The 24,805-nt window shown below is 71.3% G+C and carries 21 protein-coding genes and 1 pseudogene; 15 read left to right on the top strand and 7 right to left on the bottom strand.

The window, feature by feature from the left end:
- The first annotated feature begins 149 nt into the window (after positions 1-149).
- The gene (locus ACZ6QO_RS17455) at positions 150-1,040 is read left to right on the top strand and encodes a hypothetical protein (RefSeq protein ID WP_465851764.1); all 891 of its coding nucleotides are present in this window, start codon (positions 150-152) and stop codon (positions 1,038-1,040) included.
- Positions 1,041-1,246: 206 nt separating this feature from the next.
- Here the strand turns inward: ACZ6QO_RS17455 and pcrA are convergent, their stop codons facing one another.
- Positions 1,247-3,475 (bottom strand): DNA helicase PcrA, encoded by a 2,229-nt coding sequence (gene pcrA, locus ACZ6QO_RS17450; protein ID WP_465852016.1) that lies wholly within the window; start codon positions 3,473-3,475, stop codon positions 1,247-1,249.
- A gap of 201 nt (positions 3,476-3,676) precedes the next feature.
- Here pcrA and ACZ6QO_RS17445 point away from each other — a divergent pair, with 201 nt between their 5' ends.
- Positions 3,677-4,405: a PIG-L deacetylase family protein gene (locus ACZ6QO_RS17445; protein WP_465851762.1), complete on the top strand. Its 729-nt coding sequence runs from the start codon at positions 3,677-3,679 to the stop codon at positions 4,403-4,405.
- Between the two features lie 213 nt (positions 4,406-4,618).
- Here the strand turns inward: ACZ6QO_RS17445 and ACZ6QO_RS17440 are convergent, their stop codons facing one another.
- The 5 genes from ACZ6QO_RS17440 to ACZ6QO_RS17420 form a co-directional block, all read right to left on the bottom strand.
- A complete protein-coding gene (locus ACZ6QO_RS17440) occupies positions 4,619-5,377 on the bottom strand; it encodes a lysostaphin resistance A-like protein (protein ID WP_465851760.1) in 759 nt (252 codons plus the stop codon).
- 119 nt (positions 5,378-5,496) lie between these two features.
- A complete protein-coding gene (locus ACZ6QO_RS17435) occupies positions 5,497-5,763 on the bottom strand; it encodes a WhiB family transcriptional regulator (protein WP_465851758.1) in 267 nt (88 codons plus the stop codon).
- 116 nt (positions 5,764-5,879) lie between these two features.
- The gene (locus ACZ6QO_RS17430; RefSeq protein WP_465851757.1) at positions 5,880-6,563 is read right to left on the bottom strand and encodes a neutral zinc metallopeptidase; all 684 of its coding nucleotides are present in this window, start codon (positions 6,561-6,563) and stop codon (positions 5,880-5,882) included.
- A gap of 162 nt (positions 6,564-6,725) precedes the next feature.
- Positions 6,726-7,358 carry a response regulator gene (locus ACZ6QO_RS17425; RefSeq protein WP_465851756.1) on the bottom strand — a complete coding sequence of 211 codons (633 nt, stop codon included), beginning with the start codon at positions 7,356-7,358 and terminating at the stop codon, positions 6,726-6,728.
- Positions 7,359-7,413: 55 nt separating this feature from the next.
- On the bottom strand, positions 7,414-8,601 hold the full coding sequence (locus ACZ6QO_RS17420) for an ATP-binding protein (protein ID WP_465851754.1): 1,188 nt from the start codon (positions 8,599-8,601) through the stop codon (positions 7,414-7,416).
- A gap of 185 nt (positions 8,602-8,786) precedes the next feature.
- On the opposite strand from ACZ6QO_RS17420, the gene ACZ6QO_RS17415 reads away from it, so the two are divergent.
- The 8 genes from ACZ6QO_RS17415 to ACZ6QO_RS17380 all read left to right on the top strand — a co-directional run bounded on the left by ACZ6QO_RS17415 (position 8,787) and on the right by ACZ6QO_RS17380 (position 17,250).
- Positions 8,787-10,718, top strand: coding sequence for a PspC domain-containing protein (locus tag ACZ6QO_RS17415; protein WP_465851753.1), 1,932 nt, complete (start codon positions 8,787-8,789; stop codon positions 10,716-10,718).
- Positions 10,705-10,884: a hypothetical protein gene (locus ACZ6QO_RS17410; protein ID WP_465851752.1), complete on the top strand. Its 180-nt coding sequence runs from the start codon at positions 10,705-10,707 to the stop codon at positions 10,882-10,884. Before ACZ6QO_RS17415 ends, ACZ6QO_RS17410 begins: the two co-directional genes overlap by 14 nt.
- Positions 10,885-11,131: 247 nt before the next feature.
- Positions 11,132-11,575 carry a VOC family protein gene (locus tag ACZ6QO_RS17405; RefSeq protein WP_465851750.1) on the top strand — a complete coding sequence of 148 codons (444 nt, stop codon included), beginning with the start codon at positions 11,132-11,134 and terminating at the stop codon, positions 11,573-11,575.
- On the top strand, positions 11,575-12,495 hold the full coding sequence (locus ACZ6QO_RS17400) for a pyridoxamine 5'-phosphate oxidase family protein (RefSeq protein ID WP_465851749.1): 921 nt from the start codon (positions 11,575-11,577) through the stop codon (positions 12,493-12,495). Before ACZ6QO_RS17405 ends, ACZ6QO_RS17400 begins: the two co-directional genes overlap by 1 nt.
- Positions 12,492-12,944 carry a nuclear transport factor 2 family protein gene (locus ACZ6QO_RS17395; RefSeq protein WP_465851748.1) on the top strand — a complete coding sequence of 151 codons (453 nt, stop codon included), beginning with the start codon at positions 12,492-12,494 and terminating at the stop codon, positions 12,942-12,944. The genes ACZ6QO_RS17400 and ACZ6QO_RS17395 overlap by 4 nt, the downstream gene beginning before the upstream one ends.
- A gap of 352 nt (positions 12,945-13,296) precedes the next feature.
- Positions 13,297-13,785 carry a (2Fe-2S)-binding protein gene (locus tag ACZ6QO_RS17390; RefSeq protein WP_465851747.1) on the top strand — a complete coding sequence of 163 codons (489 nt, stop codon included), beginning with the start codon at positions 13,297-13,299 and terminating at the stop codon, positions 13,783-13,785.
- Positions 13,786-13,835: 50 nt separating this feature from the next.
- Positions 13,836-16,187 carry a xanthine dehydrogenase family protein molybdopterin-binding subunit gene (locus ACZ6QO_RS17385; RefSeq protein ID WP_465852015.1) on the top strand — a complete coding sequence of 784 codons (2,352 nt, stop codon included), beginning with the start codon at positions 13,836-13,838 and terminating at the stop codon, positions 16,185-16,187.
- Between the two features lie 73 nt (positions 16,188-16,260).
- The gene (locus ACZ6QO_RS17380; RefSeq protein WP_465851745.1) at positions 16,261-17,250 is read left to right on the top strand and encodes an FAD binding domain-containing protein; all 990 of its coding nucleotides are present in this window, start codon (positions 16,261-16,263) and stop codon (positions 17,248-17,250) included.
- Positions 17,251-17,397: 147 nt separating this feature from the next.
- Here the strand turns inward: ACZ6QO_RS17380 and ACZ6QO_RS17375 are convergent, their stop codons facing one another.
- On the bottom strand, positions 17,398-18,291 hold the full coding sequence (locus ACZ6QO_RS17375) for an RpnC/YadD family protein (protein ID WP_465851743.1): 894 nt from the start codon (positions 18,289-18,291) through the stop codon (positions 17,398-17,400).
- A 103-nt stretch (positions 18,292-18,394) separates the two neighbouring features.
- On the opposite strand from ACZ6QO_RS17375, the pseudogene ACZ6QO_RS17370 reads away from it, so the two are divergent.
- The 5 genes and pseudogenes from ACZ6QO_RS17370 to ACZ6QO_RS17350 all read left to right on the top strand — a co-directional run.
- Positions 18,395-18,751 (top strand): annotated as a pseudogene (locus ACZ6QO_RS17370) (NAD(P)-binding protein); the annotation flags it as partial.
- Positions 18,752-18,803: 52 nt separating this feature from the next.
- Entirely contained in the window at positions 18,804-19,349 is a 546-nt protein-coding gene (locus ACZ6QO_RS17365) for a sigma factor-like helix-turn-helix DNA-binding protein (RefSeq protein WP_465851742.1), read from the top strand.
- A 190-nt stretch (positions 19,350-19,539) separates the two neighbouring features.
- Complete coding sequence (locus ACZ6QO_RS17360) at positions 19,540-20,487, top strand: SRPBCC family protein (protein ID WP_465851740.1); 948 nt, start codon at positions 19,540-19,542, stop codon at positions 20,485-20,487.
- A 508-nt stretch (positions 20,488-20,995) separates the two neighbouring features.
- Positions 20,996-23,719, top strand: a complete 2,724-nt coding sequence (locus tag ACZ6QO_RS17355; RefSeq protein WP_465851738.1) for a bifunctional glycosyltransferase/CDP-glycerol:glycerophosphate glycerophosphotransferase — start codon at positions 20,996-20,998, stop codon at positions 23,717-23,719.
- Positions 23,716-24,792, top strand: coding sequence for a glycosyltransferase (locus tag ACZ6QO_RS17350; protein ID WP_465851736.1), 1,077 nt, complete (start codon positions 23,716-23,718; stop codon positions 24,790-24,792). The genes ACZ6QO_RS17355 and ACZ6QO_RS17350 overlap by 4 nt, the downstream gene beginning before the upstream one ends.
- The last annotated feature ends 13 nt before the right edge of the window (positions 24,793-24,805 follow it).

The following is a 24,805-nucleotide window of genomic DNA, read 5'->3' as shown; positions in this document are numbered from 1 at the left end:
AAGATTGCCGCAAATCCGATGTCGGCGCCGCCCTGGCCACTTACCTCCCATTTCGCGGCATGTCGTGATTTCACCGTGATCTTGACTTACGAGAATGCCGAAGCCCCTCGACGACGGGGCGAGGGCATATAACGGGAGGAACCCCCCAAATGAGGCGATTGATCGCCCTGGCAGCGACCGCCGCGGTCGCACCCGCGCTCACGCTGGCCGCGACCCCGGCCACCGCGCGGACGGCGCCCGCCACCGTGAAAGCGGCGCCCACCATCGCGAAGCCCGTCCCGGCCGACCCCGTGGACGCCCTGCGCCTGCAGTTCGCGAAGAGGAACGGCGTACGACTCGACGAGACCACGCGGATGGGCCTCGGCGACGAGGACCTGTTCAAGTACCGCCAGACGGGCAAACTGCGCTTCGGCCGGTCGGGCGTCGACGCGTACGACACCAAGATCACGCTCAAGGGCGACGCCACCGACGGCGACACCACCGTCCGCTCCATCGTGATCAACGGCAAGATGTACCTGAAGAGCACCATGTACGACGAGCTGCTGCCCGCCGGTCGCGACTGGGTGCGCGTCGCGCAGGCCGCCCCCTACAGCAGCTCGATCGACATCCTCCAGCCGCGGACCCTCAAGGCCATCCTGGCGACCGTCAAGGCGAAGAGCCCCGGCGGCACGGTCGGCGGCGCCAGGACCACGCTGCTGCGCGGGTCGATCAAAATGTCCGCGCTCGCCAAGGTCAGTCCGATGCTGGCGTCCATCGCCAAGTCGAAGGACGGCAAGAAGATCACCGTGCCGTGGAAGCTGTGGGTCGGCGCCGACCGGCTCCCCCGCCGGTTCCAGACGAAGGTCACGGTGCCGTCCCGCGGCGCCCTCGGCGACCTGTACATCGCCGACGACAGCCGCTTCACCTCGTGGGGCGGCAAGGTCGTCATCGTGGCGCCCCCGGCCGATTCGGTCATCGACGAGAACAGCCTCAGTGAGGACCTTCCAGTGGTCCCTGACCTCACCACCAAGGTCACCGGCATGGCCACCCGCGAGAACTGACGCGCGGGCAAGGCGTACGCACGGACCCGCGGGACCAGGCCCGGTGAGCACGCTCACCGGGCCGCACGCGTCACAGGGCCGCGCCCCAACGGCGGACGGCACTGCCGGTTCGGCCCGCGGGCGCACGGTGCGCTCAGGCGGCGGCCGAGCCCACGGCCGACCGGCTCAGACGAGACCGAGCGCCCGGCCCCCGCCGGCCGGGCGGGTCAGAGTTTCTCGAGCGGGGCGTAGGCGAGCAGGAGGGTCTTCTCGCCGCCGGAACCGAAGTCGACCTTCACCTTGGTCTTCTCGGCGAGGCCGTCCACGGAGACCACGGTGCCGAGCCCGAACTGGTCGTGCGTCACGCGGTCGCCCGGGCTGAGGCTGGGCATCACCCGGCCGCCCTTGCGCGGCGCCGCGGGCGTGCGGCTCTCGGCACGGCTCTCGCGCTTGGTGGCCGCGCCCCAGGCGCTCTTGGCCGGATCGCCGCGCCAGTCGACGAGGTCGCCCGGCACCTCGGCCAGGAATCGCGACGCCGGGTTGAACGCCGGAGAACCCCATGAGCTGCGGACGGCGGCACGCGAGACGTACAGCCGCTGCTGGGCCCGGGTGATGCCGACATAGGCCAGGCGGCGCTCCTCTTCGAGCTCCCGGGGCTCGCCCAGCGAGCGCATGTGCGGGAAGACGCCGTCCTCAAGGCCGGTGAGGAACACCACGGGAAACTCCAGCCCCTTGGCGGTGTGCAGGGTCATCAGCGTGACGACGCCCTGGTGGTCCTCCCCCTCGGGGATCTGGTCGGCGTCGGCCACCAGGGAGACCTGCTCCAGGAAGTCGACCAGGGTGCCGTCGGGATTGGCCTCCTCGAACTCCTGCGCCACGGAGATGAGCTCGTTGAGGTTCTCCAGCCGGCTCTCATCTTGCGGGTCGCCCGAGGTCTCGAGCTCGGTGCGGTAGCCGGTGGCGCTCAGGACCTCCTCGGCCAGCTCGGAGATCGGCAACTCCTTGCCGCGGAGATCCTCCAGCAGGGCGACGAACTCCTTGATGGCGTTCAGCGAACGGGTGGCCAGCCCCGGCGCCTCGTCGGCCCGGCGCAGCGCCTCGTAGAAGGGGACGCGCTCGCGGACGGAGAAGGCCTCGACCATCGCCTCGGCGCGGTCGCCGATGCCGCGCTTGGGGACGTTCAGGACGCGGCGCAGCGAGACGGTGTCGCTCGGGTTCGCGAGCACCCGCAGGTAGGCCAGCAGGTCGCGGACCTCCTTGCGCTCGTAGAACCGCACGCCGCCGACGACCTTGTACGGCAGGCCGGTGCGGATGAAGATCTCTTCGAACACGCGGGAGGCGGCGTTGGTGCGGTAGAAGACCGCCACCTGGCCGGGCGTCACGCTCTCTTCGTCGGCGAGGCGGTCGACCTCCTGGGCGACGAACATGGCCTCGTCGTGCTCGTTGTCGGCCACATAACCGACGATCTTGGGCCCGGCGCCCTGGTCGGACCAGAGGTTCTTCGGCTTGCGGCTCTCGTTGCGCGAGATGACGGCGTTGGCGGCCGACAGGATGGTCTGCGTGGAACGGTAGTTCTGCTCCAGCAGGATCGTGCGGGCGTTGGGATAGTCGCGCTCGAACTCGAGAATGTTGCGGATGGTCGCGCCCCGGAAGGCGTAGATCGACTGGTCGGCGTCGCCCACGACGCACAGCTCGGCCGGCTCGACCGAGCCCTCGCGCACCAGATCGCCGTCGGCGGTGCGCAGCTCGGGGTGGCCGACCAGCTCTTTGATCAGCACGTACTGCGCGTGGTTGGTGTCCTGGTACTCGTCGACCATCACATGGCGGAAGCGGCGCCTGTAGTGCTCGGCCACATCGGGGAAGAGCTGCAGCAGGGTGACCGTCAGCATGATGATGTCGTCGAAATCCATCGCGCCGGCCTCGGTGAGCCTGCGCTGGTAGCCGGCGTAGGCCTCGGCGAGCGTGCGTTCGAGGTGCGTCTGGGCCTTGCCCGCCGCCGTCTCGTAGTCGATCAGCTCGTTCTTGAGGTTGCTCACCTGTGCGGAGAACGAGCGCGGCGGGTAGCGCTTGGGGTCGAGATCGAGCTCGCGGCACACCATCGCCATCAGCCGCTGGGAGTCGGCCTGGTCGTAGATCGAGAAGCTGGAGGTGAAGCCCAGCCGCTTGGCCTCCCGGCGCAGGATGCGGACGCAGGCGCTGTGGAAGGTCATCACCCACATGGCCTTGGACCTCGGGCCGATGAGCCGGTCGACCCGCTCTTTCATCTCTTTGGCGGCCTTGTTGGTGAAGGTGATCGCCAGGATCTCCTGAGGCTGCGCGCCCCGCTCGGACAGCAGGTAGGCGATGCGGTGGGTGAGCACGCGCGTCTTCCCCGACCCCGCCCCGGCGACGATCAGAAGCGGGCTGCCCTCATGGACGACGGCGTCCCGCTGCTGCGGGTTGAGCCCGTCGAGCAATGGATGATCAACAGTGGGGTTCACGGCTCGGGTCGACACGCCCCTAGATTATGGCCGCCCACCGACAATGGGCGCCGCTTCGGCTCCACCGCGGCCGCCGGATAGGCTTCCCGCCGCACGGGACTCGCGTCGACGCGCGGCGTCCGGAAATATCACGGCCGTGCCGCTTGTTCAGCGCCCAGTGGACCAAGGAGGACGATCGTGACCGTACTTGACGACGCCGAGATCGGCACGGTCTTGGTGGTGACCGCACACCCCGACGATGTCGACTTCGGCGCGGCGGGCACCATCGCCGGCTTCACCGACAAGGGTATTCGCGTCGCATACTGCATCGTCACCGACGGCGACGCAGGAGGCTTCGACCGCGCGCTCGACAACGGCGGCATGGCCGCGCTGCGGCGCACCGAGCAGACCGAGGCCGCCAAGATCGTGGGCGTCGAGGACGTGCGCTTCCTCGGCTACAAGGACGGCACCGTCGAGCCGACCCTGGCCCTGCGCCGCGACATCGCCCGGGTGATCCGCCAGGTGCGCCCCGACCGGGTCATCACGTCCCACCCTGACCGCAACTACCTGCGCGTGGGGCCGACCCACCCCGACCACCGGGCCGTCGGCGGCGCGACGCTCGACGCCGTCTACCCCGACGCGCGCAACCCGTACGCCTTCCCCGAGCTGCTCGCCGAGGAAGGCTTGGAGGCCTGGACCGCGCGCGAGGTGTGGCTGACCGGCGGCCAGGCCAACAACCACTACGTCGACATCACCGCCACCCTCGACCGCAAGTTCGCGGCCCTGCGGGCGCACGTCAGCCAGACCTCCCACATGGACGACAGTCTCGAAGACTTCGTGAAGGGCTGGCTGGCGACGAACGCCCAGGCCGCAGGCCAACCCGAAGGCACCTACGCCGAAGCCTTCCAAGTAGTCCCCACCGCCTGAGCCCTCCACCACCCCCGTAACCCCGAACACCCCCACCCCCTCAGCCGCCCCCACCGCACCCAGCCACCCCCACCCGGACAATCCCGCCACGCCGCCGACGAACCGTCACCGACGGGCGGGCCGGCGGAGCGGCACTGTGGACGCCAAGGCGGCCGGGCCGACCCGAGGGACACCTACGGCGAAGAGGCGGGCGGCCGGAGCGACGAGGGCGCCTCAGGGGCGGCGGTCGAGGCGGCGGGTGGCGCGGGCGGCGAGGAACCCGAGCGTGTTGGTGGCCAGGTGCAGCAACCCGGGTGCCGTCAGCCCGCCACGCCGCCGCAACTCCAGGAAGAACGCCCCCGCCACCCCGGTGAACACCACCGACCCCACCACCAACGGCACAACACTCCCACCGGCCGCCCCCACCGGCTCATCCCGCGTCCCGACCCCACCCACTGTGCCCGTCGGCGCGCCGGCCGGCTGGACGAGGTGGCCGAGGGCGGGGTTGGCGGCGGCCATGTCGAGGGACGGCAGGACGTGCCATAGGCCGAACAGGGCCGAGGAGCCCGCGACGGCGGCGAACGGCCCGTACGAGCGGCCCAGCGCGGCGGGCAGCACGCCTCTGAACGCGACCTCCTCCAGCAGCACGGTGCCGAACGGCACCTGGAGCAGGATCTCCTCGGCCAGGCGGGCGCGGGACAGGCCGAGCGCCCGCTGGTCGCGGAAGTACCGCCGCGTCGGCGGCAGCAGGACGCCCGCCGTGTACACCGCCGCCACGGCCGCCGCCAGGGAACCGCCGATGCGCGCGCCCGCGCGCACGTCCGCGAAGCCCATCTCGGACCAGGACAGCCCGCCGCGCCGGCCGAGGAGCACGAGCACGCCGGACGCGACGGCCGAGGTCAGGGGCGCCAGCCGCCGGGCGGCACGGTTGTTGAGCACGTTCGCGGCCACCAGCACGCCGACCGCGGGCACCAGGACACGGCTGGTCGGCACGGCGGGAACAGGCGCCGCGCGAGGGATGGGCACGGCCAGATCGAACGCGGCGCGGCGGACCGACATGGCCAGATCTAGCACCGCGCGGCGAGCCGATGCGGGGGTGTGCCGGGAGTGGTTCATGAGGCTGCTCGCTGTCTCCAGCCAGGTGAGAACCGCAGGCGACGCCGCTCGGCCGTGGTGAGGCCGCCCCAGATGCCCTCGGACTCGCCGGCGCGCACGGCGTAGGCCAGGCATTCGGCGATCACCGGGCAGGCGGCGCAGACGGCCTTCGCTCGCGCTTCGACGTCGGGGAAGAGGCCGTCGGGAAAGAACAGCTCGGGGTCGGACGTACGGCAGGCCCCTTGGGACGCCCAGTTCATCGCCTGGACGGCTTCCCTGTCCATGACCACCACCTCACTGGCCGGCGTTGACGTCGCCACGCTACGGGCTCCGCCGGGGCCGGCACATCCACCTGACGCCGTAGGCCGCGCTCGCGTCGCTCCGCATCACGGCGTAGGCGTCAGCAGGCGTTGACGCCGTCGTTGAACCCCGTGGCGAAGGACTGCTGGCGCCGGGCCGGACTGCCGTGCGCGTCCTCGCGCCACCACGCGTCGGTGGGGTCTCCGGCGGCGGCGAGGTTGGCGAGCAGTTCTTCGTCGTCGCCGCTCTCGGCCTCCAGCTGCCCCGCGTCGATCAGGCCCTTCAGCGCGCCCCCCGCGTAGCAGTCGGCCTGCAGCTCGCGATTGACGTTGAGACTGAAGTCGCTCATGAGCTGCGCCTGCACGGCGTGGCCGATCTCATGCGGGATGATCACGTACACAGAACCATCGCCCAGCTTGTCGTACAGGGACTTCATCCACTGCGCGTCGTAGGCGACGAAGTGCCCGACAGGGCAGTAGAAGGCGTTCTCGGGCACCGCCGGTTGGCCGCCGCAGTCGGGCCCGTCCTGGCCGGAGTACGCCTCGAACCTGGTCAGCGGGCGGTAGGTGCGGCCGGCGGCCTGGAAGGTCTGCTGCCAGTAGCGCTCGGTGAGGGTGTGCGCGAGATCGACGTCCTCGTCGAAGGTCTGGCCGAGCGCGGACGGGCTGGCGGACCCGGTGGCGGGATCGGGCGCGGAGTGCTGATCTTTCTGCGACGCCGGGAAGGAGCAGCTCGCCGCCAGCACGGCCGCGAGCACGAGCGTCAGGGATGCGCGAGGGGTCACACGCCCATCCTGGCCGACCCGTACCGCCATCGCGAACGCTTCCCGGGCGGGCCGGGGGCCGGGCCAGGACGGAAGGGAGGGCGGGACGGGACGGCGGGCACGGCGAGGCCGGCGGCGAACGGGTCAATGGGCGGGACGGGATCGGTGGTGATCGGTGGGCGGTCAGACGAGGCGGCGGGCGGTGGCCCAGCGCGACAGCTCGTGGCGGTTGGAGAGCTGTAGCTTGCGCAGGACGGAGGAGACGTGGGTCTCGACCGTCTTCACCGAGATGAACAGCTCTTTCGCGATCTCCTTGTAGGCGTACCCGCGCGCGATGAGCCTGAGCACCTCGCGCTCGCGCGTCGTCAGCGAGTCCAGCTCCGGGTCGATGGAGGGAGCCTCCGTCGAGGCGAAGGCGTCCAGGACGAAGCCGGCCAGGCGCGGCGAGAACACGGCGTCCCCCTCCGACACCCGGACGATCGCGTCCGTCAGCTCCCTGCCGCTGATCGTCTTGGTGACGTACCCCCGGGCGCCGCCGCGGATGACGCCGATGACGTCCTCGGCCGCGTCCGACACCGACAGCGCCAGGAAGCGGACCGCCGCCCCCGAACCGAGGACCCTGCGCAGGACCTCCTGGCCGCCGCCGCCGGGCATGTGCACGTCGAGCAGGACGACGTCGGGCTTGAGCGCCTCGATGGCGGCGACGGCGGACTCGACGTCCTCGGCCTCGCCGATCACCTCGATCTGGGGGCCCAGTTCGGCCCGCACCCCCGACCGGAAGAGCCGGTGATCGTCAACGATCAGTACCTTGACCATATTCGCGGCATTCACGGCATTCACGGCTTCCTCACCCCTGGGGGCAGATGGCGGATCACGACTGCTCCCGTTTCATCGTCAGCATCACCTCGGTGCCCTCGCCCGGCTCGGTCTTGACCCGGGCGGCGCCGCCGTGACGCTCCATCCGTCCGATGATCGACTGGCGGATGCCCATGCGATCGTCGGGCACTTCGTCCATATTGAAGCCCTTACCGCGGTCTCTGACGAACACGGTGACCTCCCCGGGCTCCACCTCGGCGTAGACGGAGATCACCGGCGCCTCGGAGTACTTGGCCGCGTTCACCATCGACTGCCGCACGGCCTGCAGCATCGCGCGCAGCCCGGCGTCCAGGTCGCAGTCGCCCACGCAGACGATCTCGATCGGCACGCCGTGCTCGTCCTCGATCTCGGCCGCCACCCGGCGCACGGCGGCGGCCATGGTGGCGTCCGCGTCGGCCTTGGGCTGGTACAGCCAGTTGCGCAGCTCGCGTTCCTGGGAGCGGGCCAGGCGGGTCACCTCGAACGGGTCCTGCGCGTTGCGCTGGATGAGCGTCAGCGTGTGCAGCACCGAGTCGTGGACGTGCGCGGCCATCTCGGCGCGCTCTTCCTGCCGGATGCGCTCGCGCCGCTCTTTCTGCAGTTCCTTCCACAGAGCGGTCAGCCACGGGGCCGTGATCAGGGCGAGGCCGCCGACGACGACGAGGGTGAAGACCAGGCCGGGACGCGCCTCGGCGAGCTTGCCCTGGGCGGCGAGGAACCCGATCGCGCCGGTGACCACGAGAGCCAGCCCGATGCCGGTGCGGATCCACGAGCGCCGGACCTGACGGACCGCGTCGGTCATCCAGCGCTGGCGGCGGCCCGGTTCGGCCTGTTGGAAGAGGATCAGCGTGCCGATGCCGCCGATCGCGATCGACCAGGTGCCGACGCCGCCGGTGGACGCGCCGGTGAGCCAGCCGAAGGCCGTCAGCGCCATGCCCAGCACGGCGTACGCGGCGACCTGGCCCCAGTCGCGGCTCGGCGCCTCGCCCTCGTGCGGTTCCTGCGGGGTGAACATCCACAGCGCGGCGTACGCCAGGACACCCAGCCCGTCCAGGACACTGAGCAGCACGAAGGCGAGCCTCAGCACGACCGGGTCGAGCTTCAGCTGGGCGGCGGCACCCTGGGCGACGCCCGCGACGAGCCGCCCGTTGAGCGGACGGACCAGGCGGGGGTAGGCCTCGGGGATGGTGGGGGTCTCAGACATCTCCCGAGCATCGTCACACGTCGGAGGCGTGAACGCATCAGGGCGCTCCCTGATCCGTGCCCTGAGTGCTCGGGGACGAGTCAGGGGTCTCCCGGATGGTGGGCGATGTCGCGCGCGGCCACGATGGAGCCATGAACGACCCACGCAGTCCCGGCGCGACGATGGAGCCAGGTAGCTTCGCACCTGTGAACGAAGAGCGCGTGCTCATGCGCAGCGACGAAGGTCGCATGCTCACGGGCGTCTGCGCCGGGCTGGGCCGGTACACGGGAATGGACCCGGTGATCTTCCGCGTGGGGTTCGCCGCGCTGGTCATCGGATCCGGCATCGGCATCATGCTGTACCTCGCGGCGTTCCTGTTGATGAGGAACAAGAACGGCGGGCCCGGGTACGTCGAGCAGTGGAGCCGCCGGGTCTTCGACACCGAGACCGTGATGGCGCTGCTCGCGGCCATCTTCGCGCTCGGACTGATCATCAACCTGGCCGCGGACGGCATCAGCACCGCGACGGTCGTGGTCGGCACGCTGCTCGCCATCGCACTGCTCGCGGCGCACGCCCGGGGGGTCGACCTGCTGGCGCTGGCACGGAGCCTGCCCGAGCGGGCGCGGGGCAGGCGCGGCACCAGGCCCGCGCCAGAGAGCTGGCTCGGCCACCCGTTCGGCGGCGCCCACCCCTTCCCCCCGGCCTCCGGCGTGCCGCCCTTCCCTGGGGCTCCCACCACGGCCGCGCCGCACGACCCCGCCTCGTTCGCCGGCGCTCCAACCGCACCGCCCGGCAGCGCCGGCCCGCCCCCGGACGCGGACGCCGCGTTCTCCGGAGCGCCGTACGAGGGCACGCCCTCGGACGCGGCGCGCTTCGAGACGGCCCCCGCGGACGGGACGCGCGTCCAGGCATCCCCGGCGGGCGGGACGCACGTCCAGGCGTCCCCCGTGGACGCGCCCCCTACCGCCCCGGTCGCCCCCGTGGCCCCGACCGCCCCTGTCGCCCCGGCCGCTCCCGTAGCCCCGGCCGCTCCCGTAGCCCCGGCCGCTCCGGCGCCCCCGGTGGCGCCGGCTTCCGGCTCGGCGCCGGGCTCGGGCCCGGACTCGGACGTCGAGTCGGGCTTGCGTGTCGAGTCGGGCCCGGGCGTCGAAACGGGCTCGGGTGTCGGATCGGGCGCGGGCGTCGCAACGGGCGCGGGCGTCGGATCGGGTTTCGCGGCGGAGACCCCGTACCGGCGCCTCGCCGACCTGGCCGAGGAGGCACGCGCCGCCTCCGGCCTCGCCGATCGCACCCCCACCGGCCCCGGCTCCCCGGCCGCGCACCGGTCGTCCGCTTACGGGCCGCCGCCCACCCCCACGGTCAGCTCTCGTTACGGCAGTGGGCTGACCGGCGCCGGCTTCGACTCCTCTGGAGAGCCGTTCGCGCCGCGCGGCCCCTACCGCCCGTACGACTCCCAGCGGCAGTACGAGCCGCCCGCCTGGGTCTACGGCGGACGCTCGCGCACCGGCACGGCGAGGCGCGACCGGCCGAAGTCCTTCATCGGCGGGATCACGGTGTTCCTCGCCTTCATGGTCGGAGGGATCATGGTCGCCGCGCAGTCGTCCTCCAGCACGGTCAACCTGCCGGTGATCGGCGGGGCGGTGCTCATCACCATCGGCGCGGGTCTGCTCATCGCGACCTGGTTCGGCCGGGGCGCGGGCTTGGTGGCGACCGGGACGGTCGTCTCTCTTCTTCTCGTGGCGGGATCGACGATGAACGGAATTCCGAGGAAGATCGGCAGCTACACCTGGGAGCCGGTGGACAGTTCTCAGGCCGCGCAGTCGTACGCGGTGGGCATCGGCGACGGCACGCTCGACCTGAGCGGCACCAAGCTGGCACCCGGCTCGCACACCCGCTTCGACGCCTCGGTGTCCGTCGGCGAGCTCAAGGTCATCGTGCCTCGCACGGCACGGGTGAAGGTCTTCGGATACGCCCGGCTCGGTGACGTCCAGATCGATCACGTGGTGCAGGGCGGCGCCGACGTCCACCACAACAAGGTGCTCGAACCGGACGTCAAGCCCTCGGGTGCCGTGCCGGTCATCGAGCTGCACGTCAAGGCCGGCATCGGCGATGTGGAGGTCAACCGTGCGGCCGCATAGGACCGACTGGCTGTCGTTGCTCGCCGGGCTGCTCTTCATCGGCATCGGCATCCGCTTCGTGACCCCTCCCATGCCCGACGTGATGGTCATGGCGCCGATCCTCATCTTCGGCCTGGGCCTGGCCGGCTTCATCGGCGTCATCACCAAGGCCTTCCGCAAGCGCTGAACGCTCGCCGCCGTCTCCTCCCGACCGTGTCCGGCGCCTGTCCACTGCGGCACCGCCCACCTTCACCGGGCGCCGTTCTCCATCGATGTGCGCTGATCGTGGATCGATGTGCGCTGGATGCGGTCGGCGACTCCGCCCACCTAACGGTTGAAGCGTCATTTTCCGTTAGGTAGGCTCCACCATGACTTCTAACGGATGCATGTCACTTTGCCGTTAGCCAGTGGGTGTGAACGAAAGGCGGAGGCGCATGACCTTCCAAATCGGCCATGTAGGGCTCAACGTGACCGACCTCGACCGGAGCAAGCGGTTCTACCTGCGCCTCCTCGGCTTCGACCTGCTCAAGGAGTCGACCGAGGGCGACCGGCGGTACGCGACCCTGGGATACGACGGCCGGACGGCGCTGACGCTCTGGCAGCAGAGCGAGGGCAGCTTCCAGACGGCCTCGCCGGGGCTGCACCACCTGGCCTTCCAGGTCCCGGACATGGACGCGGTGCGCCGGGCGGAGGCCACGCTCAAGGAGATCGGCGTGCGGTTCGCCTACGACGGGCCGGTGGCCCACGGCGCGGGCAGGAGCTCCGGCGGCGTGTTCTTCGAAGACCCTGACGGCATCCGCGTGGAGATCTCCTCCCCCACCGGCGCCGAGAACCTCCACGCCCCGGTGGCCGACGCCCCTACCTGCGGCTTCTTCTGATGGACCACCCCGGCGAGCTGCTGCTCCAACGCCGGGCCGGCGTCGTCAGACCTCTGGGCTCGGCACGGGCCCGGCCCGAGATCCCGGCCGTGGCCGCCGACTTCCTGCGCGCGCAGCGCATGCTGGTGATCGCGACCCCGGACCGCCGCGGGCGGGTCTGGGCAAGCGCCCTCACCGGGCCGCGGGGGTTCGCCGACCCGCTGGACGAGCGGCACATCGCGATCGACGCCCTGCCCACCGGCCCCCTGGCCGGACTGTACGACGCCGGCGAGGACGAGGCCGGCCGCGACATCGGGATCATCGCCATCGAGCCCGCCACGCGCCGCCGTATGCGCGTGAACGGCCGAGCACGGCGCGAGGGGAACCGGCTGCTGGTCCGCACCGAGCAGGTGTACTCCAACTGCCAGAAGTACATCCAGCGGCGCGACCCCGCGTTCGATCCCCCTGAGCCGTCCGCGGCCGCCCAGCCGTCCGTGCTCTCCCCGCCGCGCCACCTCGGCACCGGCCGGGCGCTCACGCCCGCGCAGCGACGCTGGATCGGCGCGGCGGACACGTTCTTCGTCGCCACCCACGTGGACGGCATCGGCTCCGACGCCTCCCACCGCGGCGGCGCCCCGGGGTTCGTCCGCGTGCTGGACGAGCGGCGGCTGAGCTGGCCGGAGTATCCCGGCAACTTCATGTTCATGACGCTCGGCAACCTGCGGCTCAACCCTGCCTGCGGCCTGCTGTTCCCCGACTGGGAGAGTGGAGGTGGACTGCGCCTCACCGGACGCGCCACGGTCGAGGACGGCGAGGTGGCCTTCGAGGTGGAGGAGGTCGTGGAGATGGCCGGCGAGGTGCCCGCGCCGTGGCGGCTCGTCGAACCCTCTCCCTTCAACCCTCCGCTCCACGTACGGTACGAGGAAGGATCGGTGCGATGAAACCTCCCCTGCCGCCCTTCGACGAAGAGAGCGCGCGCATCAAGGTGCAGGCCGCGGAGGACGCCTGGAACACCCGTGACCCACGGCGGGTCTCCCTCGCGTACACCGAGGACTCGGTCTGGCGCAACCGGTCGGAGTTCGTGACCGGCCGCGAAGAGATCGTCGCGCTCCTCACCCGCAAGTGGGACAGAGAGCAGGACTACACGCTGCGCAAGGAGCTGTGGTCCTTCACCGGCGATCGCATCGCCGTGCGCTTCCAGTACGAGTGGCACGACGCCGACGGGCAGTGGTGGCGCAGCTACGGCAACGAACTGTGGGAGTTCGACGCCGCGGGCCTGATGCGCCGCCGCGAGGCCAGCATCAACGACCTGCCGATCGACGAGGGCGAGCGCCGCATCTTCGGCCCCCGGCCCGAGGAGGAGCACGGCGTCCCGTTCCCCCTCGCCTGAGAAGAAGTCCCGAGAAGAAGCAGGGCGGCCCCTTCCTCCTCGCCTGCGCGGAGGAAGCGGCCGCCCTTTTCGCCGTTTTCGAGGGGACGCGCCGGCAGGCGGCGGGCTAGCGGAGCGGTGTTCTGCCGCTGTGGGGGTTGACCGGCCACTTCAGGGGCGTACTTTCGCATTTGTCGGTTCTCACTCCATCCACTTCCCTCACCGTTAGTGCGCTCGCCCCCTCACCGCCTCCCCGCCCGGGGGGCGCTCCGGCCCCGCGCCGGAGACGGCTCCTCCAGCGAGGTCGAAGCGAGGTTCGCACCGGCCTGCGCACGGCAATAGTTCAACCAGCCAGCGCGCGCTTGGAGGACCAATGACCCGTATCCGCGTCACCGTCGACGGCGTCACATACGAGGAGGACGTCGAGCCACGCCTGCTCCTGGTCCACCTCCTGCGCGATCGGCTGGGCAAGACCGGCACACCGATCGGCTGCGACACCAGCAACTGCGGCGCCTGCACGGTCATGCTCGACGGCAGGAGCGTGAAGAGCTGCTCGGTGCTCGCCGTACAGGCCGACGGGTGCGACGTCCTCACCATCGAAGGGCTGTCGGACGGCGAGCGGTGGCACCCCATGCAGCAGGCCTTCCACGAGGAGCACGCCCTCCAGTGCGGCTACTGTACGCCCGGCATGATCCTGGCGGCCATCGACCTGCTGAAGGACGACCCGGACCCCTCCGATGAGGCGATTCGCCACGGCCTGGAGGGCAACCTGTGCCGCTGCACCGGCTACTGCAACATCGTCCGCGCCGTGCGGCGGGGCGCGCAGAGCATGAGCAACCCGGAAGTGGTGAGCGGCATATGACCGAGGAGATCGACGCCGGACTCGTCGCCCGGCAGATCGCCGAAAGCGACATGCTCAGCGAGCCGGCTCCCGGCAGGCACGAGGTCGGCGCCGCCCGTAAGCGCAAGGAGGACGCGCGGCTGGTCACCGGGCGCACCCAGTGGACCGACAACATCCAGCTCCCCGGCATGCTGCACGTGGCGTTCCTGCGCAGCCCGATGGCGCACGCGCGCATCACCGGCGTGGACACCTCCGCGGCCCGGAGCATGCCCGGAGTGATCGCCGCGTTCAGCGGACGCGACTTCGCCACCGAGCAGGGCAGTCTGCCGTGCGCCTGGCCCGTCACCGAGGACATCGTCATCCCCGACCACCCGCCGATGGCCGTCGACGAGGTGCGGTACGCGGGCGAGGCGGTGGCCTGCGTCGTCGCCACCGACCGGTACAAGGCGAACGACGCGCTCGAGGCCATCGAGATCGACTACGAGCCGCTGCCCCCGGTGCTCGACATGACCGAGGCGCTCAAGGAAGGCGCCCCGAAGGTCCACGAGGCCGGCAACCGCGCGTACACCTGGAAGTACGCCGAGGGCGACATCGACGCGGCGTTCCGCGACGCGCCCGTGGTGATCGAGCGCACGTTCGTCCAGCAACGGCTCATCCCGGCCGCCATGGAGCCCAGGGCCGTCGTCGCCCAGAGCGACGGCGACCACTTCACCCTCCACTCGGCCACGCAGATCCCGCACATCCTGCGGATCATGCTGGCGCAGGTGACGGGCATCCCCGAGCACAAGCTGCGCGTGGTCGCCCCGGACGTGGGCGGCGGGTTCGGGTCCAAGCTGCAGGTCACCGCCGAGGAGGTGCTGGTGCTGCTGCTCGCCAGGCGCCTCGGCAAGCCCGTCAAGTGGACCGAGTCGCGTTCGGAGGGCAACCTGACCGTGCACCACGGCCGCGACCAGCTCCAGCGGCTCTCACTGGCCGCCGACGCCGACGGGCGGCTGCGCGGCCTGCGGGTGGACCTGCTGGCCGATATGGGCGCGTACCTGATGCTGGTGACGCCGGGCATCCCGATCCTGGGCGCGTTCATGTTCAACGGCATCTACAAGATGGACGCCTACGACTTCACGTGCACGGGCGTGTTCACCACCAAGATGCCGACCGACGCCTACCGCGGCGCGGGCCGGCCGGAGGCGACGTTCGGCATCGAGCGGCTCATGGACGAGCTGGCCGCCGAACTGTCCCTCGACCCGATCGAGGTGCGGCGGCGCAACTGGATCGCCCACGAGGAGTTCCCCTATACGACGATCGCCGGCCTCACCTACGACTCGGGCAACTACGAGGCGGCCACCGACAAGGCCCTCGCCCTGTTCGGCTACGACAAGCTGCGCGCAGAACAGGCCGACCGGCGCGACCGCGGCGACCCTGTACAGCTCGGCATCGGCGTCTCCACCTTCACCGAGATGTGCGGGCTGGCCCCGAGCCGTGTGCTCGGCTCGCTCAGCTACGGCGCCGGTGGATGGGAGCACGCCTCCGTTCGCATGCTGCCGACCGGCAAGGTGGAGGTCATCACGGGCGTCAGCCCGCACGGGCAGGGGCACGAGACGGCCTGGAGCCAGATCATCGCCGACGCGCTCGGCGTCCCGTTCGAGGACGTGTCGGTGCTGCACGGGGACACCGCGATCTCCCACAAGGGCATGGACACCTACGGCTCGCGCTCGCTGGCCGTCGGCGGCGTCGCCGTGGTGCGGGCCTGCGACAAGGTCAAGGACAAGGCCAGGCACATCGCCGCCCACATGCTGGAGGCCTCCGCCGACGACGTCGAGTTCGACGGCGGGACGTTCAAGGTGCGCGGCACCGAGTCGGGCAAGACCATCCAGGAGGTGGCGCTGGCGGCGTTCGCCGCGCACGACCTGCCCGACGGGGTCGAGCCCAGCCTCGACTCCGACGCGACCTTCGACCCGGAGAACTTCTCCTTCCCGCACGGGACGCACCTGTGCGCGATCGAGGTCGACACCGAGACGGGCGCGACGAAGATCCGCTCGTACGTCGCGGTCGACGACATCGGCAAGGTCGTCAACCCGCTGATCGTCGAAGGACAGGTCCACGGCGGCCTGGCCCAGGGCATCGCGCAGGCCCTGTTCGAGGAGGCCGTCTACGACGCCGAGGGCAACCTGCTCACGACGACGTTGGCGGACTACCTGCTGCCGTCGGCGGCCGACCTGCCCGACTTCGTCACCGACCGCACCGAGACGCCGGCCACGACCAACCCGCTCGGCGTCAAGGGCGTCGGCGAGGCCGGGACGATCGCCTCGACACCGGCCGTGGTCAACGCGATCGTCGACGCGCTGCGGCCTTACGGCGTGAACGACGTGCCGATGCCGTGCACCCCTCAGCGGGTGTGGCGAGCAGTACAGGAAGGCGTCTCATGATCATGAACCTCACCGGCCGTACGACCGTCCCCGCCCGCCTCGGGACCTCCGCTCATCACGAGGGAGGCGCCCGGTGATCCCCGCATCCTTCGACTACGTCCGCCCGTCCTCGCTCGGCGAGGCCGTCTCGGCGCTCGCGGACGCCGGGGAGGACGCCAAGGTGCTGTCCGGAGGGCAGTCGCTGCTGCCGCTGCTGCGACTGCGACTGGCCTACCCGAGCATGCTCGTCGACGTCGGCCGGCTCGGCGAACTGCACGGCGTCCGCGACGAGGACGGCGACGTGCTGATCGGCGCGGCCACGACCCACGACGAGGTGGTCCGCTCGCCGATCGTGAACGCCGAGTGCCCGCTGCTGGCGCTCGCGGCGGCCACCGTGGCCGACCCCGCCGTGCGGCACCGCGGCACGTTCGGCGGCTCCCTCGCCCACGGGGACCCGGCCGGCGACCTGCCCGCGGTGGCGCTGGCCCTCGACATGGAGTTCCTGATCCACTCGACGTCAGGCGAGCGGGTGGTGGCGGCCCGCGACTTCTTCCTCGACTACCTGGAGACCGCCCTCGAACCCGGCGACATCCTGACGGCCGTCCGGGTGCCCAAGCTTGGCCCGGGATGGGGTTTCCACTACGAGAAGTTCCACCGCACCGCCCAGTCGTGGGCCATCGTCGGCGTCGCGGCGGCCGTACGGGTCTCCGGCGGCACCGGCGGCGAACCCCGCCGCATCGAGGAGGCACGGGTCGGCCTGACCAACATGGGCCCCACCCCCGTCCGCGCCACCCAGGTGGAGTCGGCGGTCCGGGGCGTCGAGCTGAACGGCTCGGCCGCCTCGTACGGCTCTGCGGCCAACGGCACCGCCAACGGTTCCGGCCTCGCCCCCGGCGGTCCCGGGACCCCCAACGGCTCCGCCCGCAACGGCGCCCACGTCCCCGACGCGCTCCGCGACGCCACCGCCACGGCGGCCGACGACACCTCTCCCCCGACCGACCTCCACGCCACCCCGGACTACCGCCGGCACCTGGCCGCAGTCCTCACCCGCCGCGCCCTCCTCACAGCCGCAGCAGCCGTCTGACCCACCACCCCAGGCGCCGCGTCCCCACCACCCGGGACGCGGCGCCCCGTCCGCGGTTCAGGCACCGCAACGACACACAGCGGTCACCGAGAACATCCAGCAGAAGAGCAAGGAACGGTAAGAACAACAGGCCCGTACAGAAGCCCCTCAGCAGAACAGGTCGTCGATGGCATCGGCGGTGGCGGCCCGCTGAATCCACTCATCGAGCTGCGCCACGTCCGCACAGCCCAGGATGCGCCCCCGAACCTCATCGGAAACCGCAATCCCCCGCACCCCGAGCAGAATCAGAACCGCCTCGGCCTTCCCCTCCACCCGACCTTCAGCCTTGCCCTCGGCCTTGCCTTCGGCCCTGCCTTCGGCGACGTATTTCTTTGCGAAGTCGCTTTGGTACTCGTAAGTCCCGGTAGCCATCAATACCTCCATATGCTTTCGAGCCGCCTCAGGGAGCATCATCAGCACGAAATCAGCGTACAACCGTGCCTGACCTTCGTCGATTACCGCCAGGGCGGCGAGCAGCGCCTCCATGATCGGTTGCGCCTCGATGTCACCCCCATGAGCGATCGCCGACAGCACCGCCAACTCCGGTGCGCGAACCGCGGCGGATGGATCGGTCACCACCGGAACGTTCGCCGGACCGGCCACCATGGGGACGAGCCGCCAGCCCGGGTGTCCCATCTCGATCGGCCTCGCGCACCACCGCGCGATCGCGGCCTCGGAGCAGACCACCAGCAGGATCGCAGGGCAGCGCGTCCGCGCTCGCACCGATGCGAGATACACCGGCCAGCTCCATCGCTTGTGCGGATCACGGCCGCGCTGGACCTCCACCACCACCGCCAGCACCGGCGACGCGCCCGACGAGAGCACCACGACCGCGTCCGCCTGGTACTCCACCGGCGGACACTCGGTCAGATCCCCCGATTCGATTTTCATTTGGTTGTACTCCGGTAGCGCCACACCGAATGCCTCACCCAGCAGCTCAGCGGCCAAAGCGGGACGATTCCGGAAAAGCAGGATCAGCGCCTCATGTTCTTGAGTTGGCATGGCGGCGATATTACATCGAGGCGAAAGCCTGACCAAAACTTTGCAGTATTGACGACATAAATCGCGTTCGACGCATTCTGTGTTCCACAATTAAACGAGAAATATGCGAATATGTCTCTGCGGAACTGGCCGAGCTGTCCGCGATCGAGCGGGCGGCCGGGGCCAGGCGGCGGGTGCCGTGCCCGTGAGTGGGCGGACGGCCGGACATCGGGCCGTCGACAGGGGGAGTGTCTCTACTGCGTCCGATGTGCGCTACGTCTCATCCGTGGGGTGTTACGGCGGATGCGCGGCCGGTGTCTCAATGCCGAGTGCACAACACGAGGGAGACATGATGAACGGCAACGTCGAGGTGGTCGTGGTCGGCGGCGGGTACGGGGGCGTGATGGCGGCCAATCGCCTGGCCCGGCGCGATGGCGTGTCGGTGACCCTGGTCAATCGGCGTCCCGACTTCGTCGAGCGGATCCGCCTGCACCAGCTCGTGACCGGCTCCGATGACGCGATCGAGGACTTCGGTGAGGTTCTGCGAACGCGCCGTCTTCGTGCTGCACGAGGTCTTCGACGTGGGCTACGACGACATCGCGGCCGCGATCGGCAAGAGTCCCGCCGCCGCACGCCAGATCGCCTACCGCGCTCGCCGGCACGTCGACGCCCGCCGGCCGCGCACACCGGCCTCCCCGGACGAGACCCGGGCGGCGCTGAACTCGTTCCAGACCGCGCTCATGACCGGGGACCTGCAGGGACTGCTCGACGTTCTCGCCCCGGACGTCGTCTTCGTCAGCGACGGCGGCGGCCTCAGGCAGGCGGCCCTGCGGCCGCTCGCCAGCGCCGGCAACGTGCTCCGTTACATGGCCGGCAGTGTCGACAAGGCAGGTGGCACCCTCAGCAGTGAGCCCACGACGGTCAACGGCAATCCAGGACTCATCCTGCGCCTGGACGGCGTGATCGACGGCGTGCTGGCCGTCCGCGTGGAAGACGCCCGCGTCACCGGCCTGTACTACGTCCGCAACCCCGAGAAGCTCACCCGTGTCGAGTCCGAAACCCCCCTTACCTCCCGCTGACCGTTACCCGGACCCCGAGCGGAGCCGCACAGATGGTGTGACGCGGCGGAAGGCGTATGGGGTGGGGGCGGGTGATGCGTGACGATTCCCTGGGGTAGCAAGGTAGATGTGGATGGTCATAATGTCGCAAGAGCGACAAGGGCCGTCGACTGTGCACCGGCTGGGCGGCACCTGGATGAGGAGCGGGTCGATGACGATGCGGTTCGAGCACGAGTTCACGGTCCCGGTGCCCCTTGAGCAGGCGTGGGCAGTGCTCCTCGATGTCGAGCGGGTGGCTCCGTGCCTGCCGGGCGCGGCGCTGGACAGCGCGGAGGGCGACGTCTTCGCCGGGCGGATGAAGGTGAAGGTGGGCCCGATCACGGTGACCTACCGGGGCGAGGCGAGCTTCGAGTCGGTCGACAAGGACGCCCACGCGCTCACCCTCAAGGCGTCGGGCAAGGAGGCGCGCGGCACCGGCACGGCGAACGCGACGGTGAGCGCGGCGCTGTCCGGGGAGGGCACCCAGACACGGGTCAAGGTCGAGACCTCGTTCAACGTGACCGGCCGTCCCGCGCAGTTCGGGCGTGGCGTGATGGCCGAGGTCGGAGCCAAGCTGCTCGACCGTTTCGCGGCCAATCTGGCGGCGCTGCTGCACGAGGCCCCCGCCGAGGCCGCGGGTCCGGCGGCAGGCCCGGCGACGCCGGAGACGACCGCCCCGCCGCTGTCCGACGAGCCCGCCACCACCCCGTTCAACCAGCCAGAACCCGCCCTGCTGAGCGCCGAAGGGGAAGAGGCGGCCGAGGTGGTCCCCCTGGTCGGGCAGGAGCCACCCGCCTTCGAGCAGCCGGCCGTCTCCGAACAACCGGGCATCGCCGAGCGACCGGGCATCGCCGAGCACCCGCCGGTGGCCGAGCAGCCCGCGCGGCACCTCACCGCGGTGCCGGACGCCTATGAGCCGGCCTTCGCCGAGGAGGCCGCGGGCCGCGAGGTGCACCCGGCCGGGACCGCCCGCACGTCCCGCACCGCCGAGGAGGAGGCACTGGACCTGCTGGAGATCGCCGGCGTGCCGGTGCTCAAGCGCGTCGCTCCCGCGGTCGCGGGCCTGACCCTGGTGGTTCTTCTGGCCTGGCTGGTACGCCGCCTGCTCGCCCGCCGCTAGCAGGAGCACCCCGAAGCCACCGGCCGGGTGAGCGCCGTACGAGGGCGCCGGCTTCGCCGTACCCCGACCCGCCGACCCGGCGCCGAAGAACACCACACTGACCCGGGAGTACACAAGCCGCGCCGCCCACGGTGGCCGCCCGCCCGCCCGACCATCCGACCAGCCGTCGAGCCGGCCATGCCTGGCCACCCATCCGGCCAAGCGCTCGGCGCTGGCCGGGTACGCACCGTTGCCGCCGGTGGGGGTGGACGTGGCGACCAGTTCGGAGCCGGATCGCCCCTGAACGGCAGTCGTCATGAAGAGGGCGACATATCAACTTAGACCACCGGATCCTTGACGAAGGCGATATCGCGCTACGCCAGCACTCCACCGACACGGCCCGCGCCACGCGCCCCGGTGGCGACAAAGGTCACGGCAAGCCCCGGTCAGCACTCCGCCGAGGCGGACAGCACGGGCATCCGCCCGGGAATACCCCGGTCAGGGTCAATGCCGACTCGGGAGACCAGCCATGCAGCCGGACGTCAGCGTTGTGCTCATCACCTTCAACGACTCGGCCCGTCTGCCGCGCGCCATCGCCTCCGTGCTGGGCCAGTCGCTGCGCAACCTCGAACTCGTCATCGTCGACGACGCGAGCACCGACGACACCCCCGCCGTGGTGGCCCGGCTGGACGACCCGCGGGTCAGGTACATCCGCAGGCAGGCCAACAGCGGGCACTGCGGGGCTCCGCGCAACACCGGCCTGGACGCCGCGCGCGCGCCGTACGTCATGTTCCTCGACGGCGGCGACGAACTGACCCGGCACGCGTGCAAGAGCCTGCTGCTGGAGGTGGAGCGCACCGGCGCCGACTTCGCGGCCGGGCAGATCTCGCGGCCGGGTGAGTCCACCGGCCGCACGCAGCGGTACCACCCCGACCTCTTCCGGCCGCGCCGGGTGGTGGACGGCATCCGCGCCGAGCCGCGTCTGTTCCTGGACGGCTTCGCCACCAACAAGCTCTACCGCACCGCGTTCCTGCGCGAGCACGCACTGCGCTTCGCCGAGAACATCCACTACGAGGACCATGTCTTCACCGCCGCGCTGTTCTGCGCGGCCCGCCGCTTCGCGATCGTGCCGTGGACGGTCTACGTCTGGCACCGGGCCACCGAGCGGACCTCCCTCTCGGCGTCCGGCGGCGACATGGACGACGTCCGCCATCGGGTGCGCGCCGCGCAGATCAGTGACGCGATCTTGAGGGACAACGGCTGCTCCGACCTCGTCGTACACCGCCAGCAGCGCTTCCTCGCCCATGACCTGCGTGTTCACCTCAACAGGCTGCCGCGTCACGACAAGGTGCGGGTCAAGGAGTTCGCCGCGGTGGTGCGCCCCTACCTCGACGAGCTGGAACCGGGCGCGCTCCAGCGGGCCGAGCCGATGACCAGGGTGTGCTGCCACCTGGTCGGCGCGGACCGCGCCGAGGACCTGCTGGTGGCCGCCCGATCCCTGACCGGCCCCAAGGCCGGCCCCCGCCACGCCCTGCGCGTGGACGGCCGCACGTACTGGGGCACGCGCGCCGATCCCGGGATGGACATCACGCCGCTGCGCCTGGCCGAGCTGCCGTTCACCGCGTCCCGGATCAGGCACGAGGTGGGCGAGATCTCCTGCCGGGGGACGGTCGTGTCGATGACCGTCCGCACCTACGACCCCTTCGCCGTGCTGCGCCGCTGGAAGACCGACGCCGAGCTGACCGTCAAGGGGCTGCGGGTGCCGCTGTCACCGCGGCGGCAGCCGGACGGCAGCTACCTCACGCAGGTGGAGATGGACCTGGCCGGCGCCAGGCTCGGCCGCCTCGGGTTCGACGGCGGACGGGACGTGCGCATCGCCTACGTCCGCCAGGACGGCCACCGCACGAGCGACCGCCTGCTGGTCGACCCCGCCACGCCTCCGCTGACGCTCATGGTGGGCAGGCACGAGGTGACGTTCGCCCCGCGCGGCGACAGCGCCATCCTGCGCGTGTCCTGGCGTCCCTCGCAGGGGCTGCGCCGTGCCGCGCGGCTGCGCTCGCTGCGCACCCTCGCCGGGGACGCCGGGCTGAAGCTGTGGGTGTACCGGCGGCTGATCCAGGTGGTGCCGCGCCGCCACGACCTGGCGCTGTTCGAGTCCGACCTCGGCGCGGCGTACACCGGCAACCCCCGGTACATCTACGAGGAGGTGCGCCGCCGCGGCCTGCCGCTGCGGGTGCTCTGGTCGGCGCGCGCGGACACCCCGGGCCACACGGCGGGCTTCCCCGGCGACGTGCCGCTCGTACGGCGGATGAGCTGGCGGTACGTCTGGATCATGGCCCGCGCGGGCTACTGGGTGGACAGCCACGGGTTCCCGCTGGACTTCCCCAAGCCCAAGGGCACCCGATACCTGCAGACCTGGCACGGCCAGGCGCTGAAGACGGTCGGGTTCGAGTCACCCGGCCTGCGCGGGGACTTCCCCGGCCCCCGCGAGCGGTGGCGGGCGGCCGTGGCCCGCTGGGACGCGCTGGTCTCCCCCGGCCCGGAGTTCGAGCGCGTCTTCGTCCCGTCGAACGAGTACACCGGCGCCGTCCTCGGCTTCGGCTCACCACGCTGCGACGTGCTGGTCAATGGCGATCCCACCGCCGGGCCACGGGTGCGCGAGGCGCTGGAGATCCCCGGCGACCGCCGCGTGCTGCTCTACGCGCCGACCTACCGCGACCTGGCCGGGCGGAGCGGCACGTCGGTGCGGGTGGACCTCGACGCGCTGGCCGACGCGCTCGCCGACCAGTGGGTGCTGGTGCTGCGCACGCATCCGGCCGACCGCTTCACAGTGCCCGAGCGGGTGCGGCGCTTCGTCCGCCCGGCCGGGTCGTATCCGGAGGTCAACGACCTCATCCTGGCCTCCGACGCGCTGGTCAGCGACTATTCCTCGATCATCTGCGACTACGCGTGCACCGGCCGGCCGATCCTGCTGTACGCCGACGACCACGACGACTACGTGCGAGTGGAGCGCGGCCTCAACTACGACCTGCGCGAGATCGCCCCCGGGCCCGTCCTGACCACCACCTCCGAGCTGATCGCCGCGCTGCGCGACCTTCCGGCCGTGAGCGCGGAGTACGCCAAGCGGTACGCCGACTTCGCCGCCATGTTCTGCTCCGAGGAGACGGGCAAGGCGACCGCGCGCGTGGTGGACGCCTTCTTCTCCGGCCTGCCCGGGGACGCCGGGGAGAGTCCCGGGGAAAGAGGCGCATGAACGCGGTCGTGTTCGCCTGCATGGACGCCGACGCCCTCGGCGGCGTCCAGCAGGCGACCCACACGGTCGCCCAGGGACTGGCCATGCGAGGGCACGAGGTGCACGTGATCGGCCTGCACCGGACGCCCGACCCGTTCCGGTACGTCGAACGACCGCTGTACGAGCGGCACGTCGTGCAGCGGCGGCCGCTGGGCCAGGGAGCGCGATGGGTGGCGCGCGGCCGGGTGGCACGGCTGCTGACCTCGATCGGCCCCGGGTACGCGGTGCTGACCTCCCCGGGCGCGGTGTCCTGGCTGGCCGACCTGTTGCCGCCGCGGCTGCGCGCCATCGGGCAGTACCACGGCTCGTTCGAGCACGCCCGCGGCAGCGCGCACTTCGCCGCGGTGCGCCGGGACTACGGCGCCCTGGACCAGGCCGTGTTCCTCAGTCCCGAGGACGCCCGCCGGTTCGCCGAGGAGGCGCTGCTGCCGAACGCCGCCCACCTGCCCAGCCCGCTGCGCGCCTGGCCGGACACGACGTCCTTCCTGGACGTGCCGCGGGTGCTTGGCGTGGGCCGCCTGACCCCGGTCAAGCGTTTCGACCGGCTCATCACGGCCTTCGCGCGCGCCGGCCGCACGCGCGGCCGGTGGGAGCTGCACCTGCTCGGCGACGGGCCCGAGCTGCCCCGGCTGCGCAGGCACGCCGCCTCGCTCGGGATCGCCGACCGCGTGGTCTTCCGGGGACGGGTGCCGGCTTCGGAGATCGGCCGGGAGTTCCTCAACGGGGCGATTCTCGGGCTCTCCAGCGAGCATGAGGGGTTTCCGCTGGTCGTGGGGGAGGCGGCCTCGTACGGCATGCCTTCGGTGGCCTTCGATGTCTCGGGAGGGGTGCGCTCGCTGGTGCGCGACGGCATGACCGGGGTGCTGGTGCCGCCCGCGGACGTCGACGCGTTCACCGCCGCGCTGAGCGCGCTCATGGCCGACCCGGCCCGGCGGCGCCGTCTGGGCGCCGCGGCGCGGGCGCACGCCGCGGCGTTCCGTCCGGAGAACGTCCTGGACCGCTGGGAGGCCCTGTTCGCCCACGTCCGCCGCTGAACGACCGGCACTG

This window comes from Sphaerisporangium sp. NPDC049457 (assembly GCF_055586705.1).
Note: the sequence above shows the minus strand (reverse complement) of the source record. Positions and strands in the feature narration are given on the sequence as shown.

Coding starts and splice junctions, on each gene's coding strand:
- ACZ6QO_RS17455 (WP_465851764.1), top strand. CDS start 150: ATGAGGCGATTGATCGCCCTGGCAGCGACCGCCGCGGTCGCACCCGCG.
- ACZ6QO_RS17435 (WP_465851758.1), bottom strand. CDS start 5,763: ATGGACAGGGAAGCCGTCCAGGCGATGAACTGGGCGTCCCAAGGGGCC.
- ACZ6QO_RS17425 (WP_465851756.1), bottom strand. CDS start 7,358: ATGGTCAAGGTACTGATCGTTGACGATCACCGGCTCTTCCGGTCGGGG.
- ACZ6QO_RS17420 (WP_465851754.1), bottom strand. CDS start 8,601: ATGTCTGAGACCCCCACCATCCCCGAGGCCTACCCCCGCCTGGTCCGT.
- ACZ6QO_RS17405 (WP_465851750.1), top strand. CDS start 11,132: ATGACCTTCCAAATCGGCCATGTAGGGCTCAACGTGACCGACCTCGAC.
- ACZ6QO_RS17400 (WP_465851749.1), top strand. CDS start 11,575: ATGGACCACCCCGGCGAGCTGCTGCTCCAACGCCGGGCCGGCGTCGTC.
- ACZ6QO_RS17395 (WP_465851748.1), top strand. CDS start 12,492: ATGAAACCTCCCCTGCCGCCCTTCGACGAAGAGAGCGCGCGCATCAAG.
- ACZ6QO_RS17390 (WP_465851747.1), top strand. CDS start 13,297: ATGACCCGTATCCGCGTCACCGTCGACGGCGTCACATACGAGGAGGAC.
- ACZ6QO_RS17385 (WP_465852015.1), top strand. CDS start 13,836: ATGCTCAGCGAGCCGGCTCCCGGCAGGCACGAGGTCGGCGCCGCCCGT.
- ACZ6QO_RS17375 (WP_465851743.1), bottom strand. CDS start 18,291: ATGCCAACTCAAGAACATGAGGCGCTGATCCTGCTTTTCCGGAATCGT.
- ACZ6QO_RS17360 (WP_465851740.1), top strand. CDS start 19,540: ATGACGATGCGGTTCGAGCACGAGTTCACGGTCCCGGTGCCCCTTGAG.
- ACZ6QO_RS17355 (WP_465851738.1), top strand. CDS start 20,996: ATGCAGCCGGACGTCAGCGTTGTGCTCATCACCTTCAACGACTCGGCC.
- ACZ6QO_RS17350 (WP_465851736.1), top strand. CDS start 23,716: ATGAACGCGGTCGTGTTCGCCTGCATGGACGCCGACGCCCTCGGCGGC.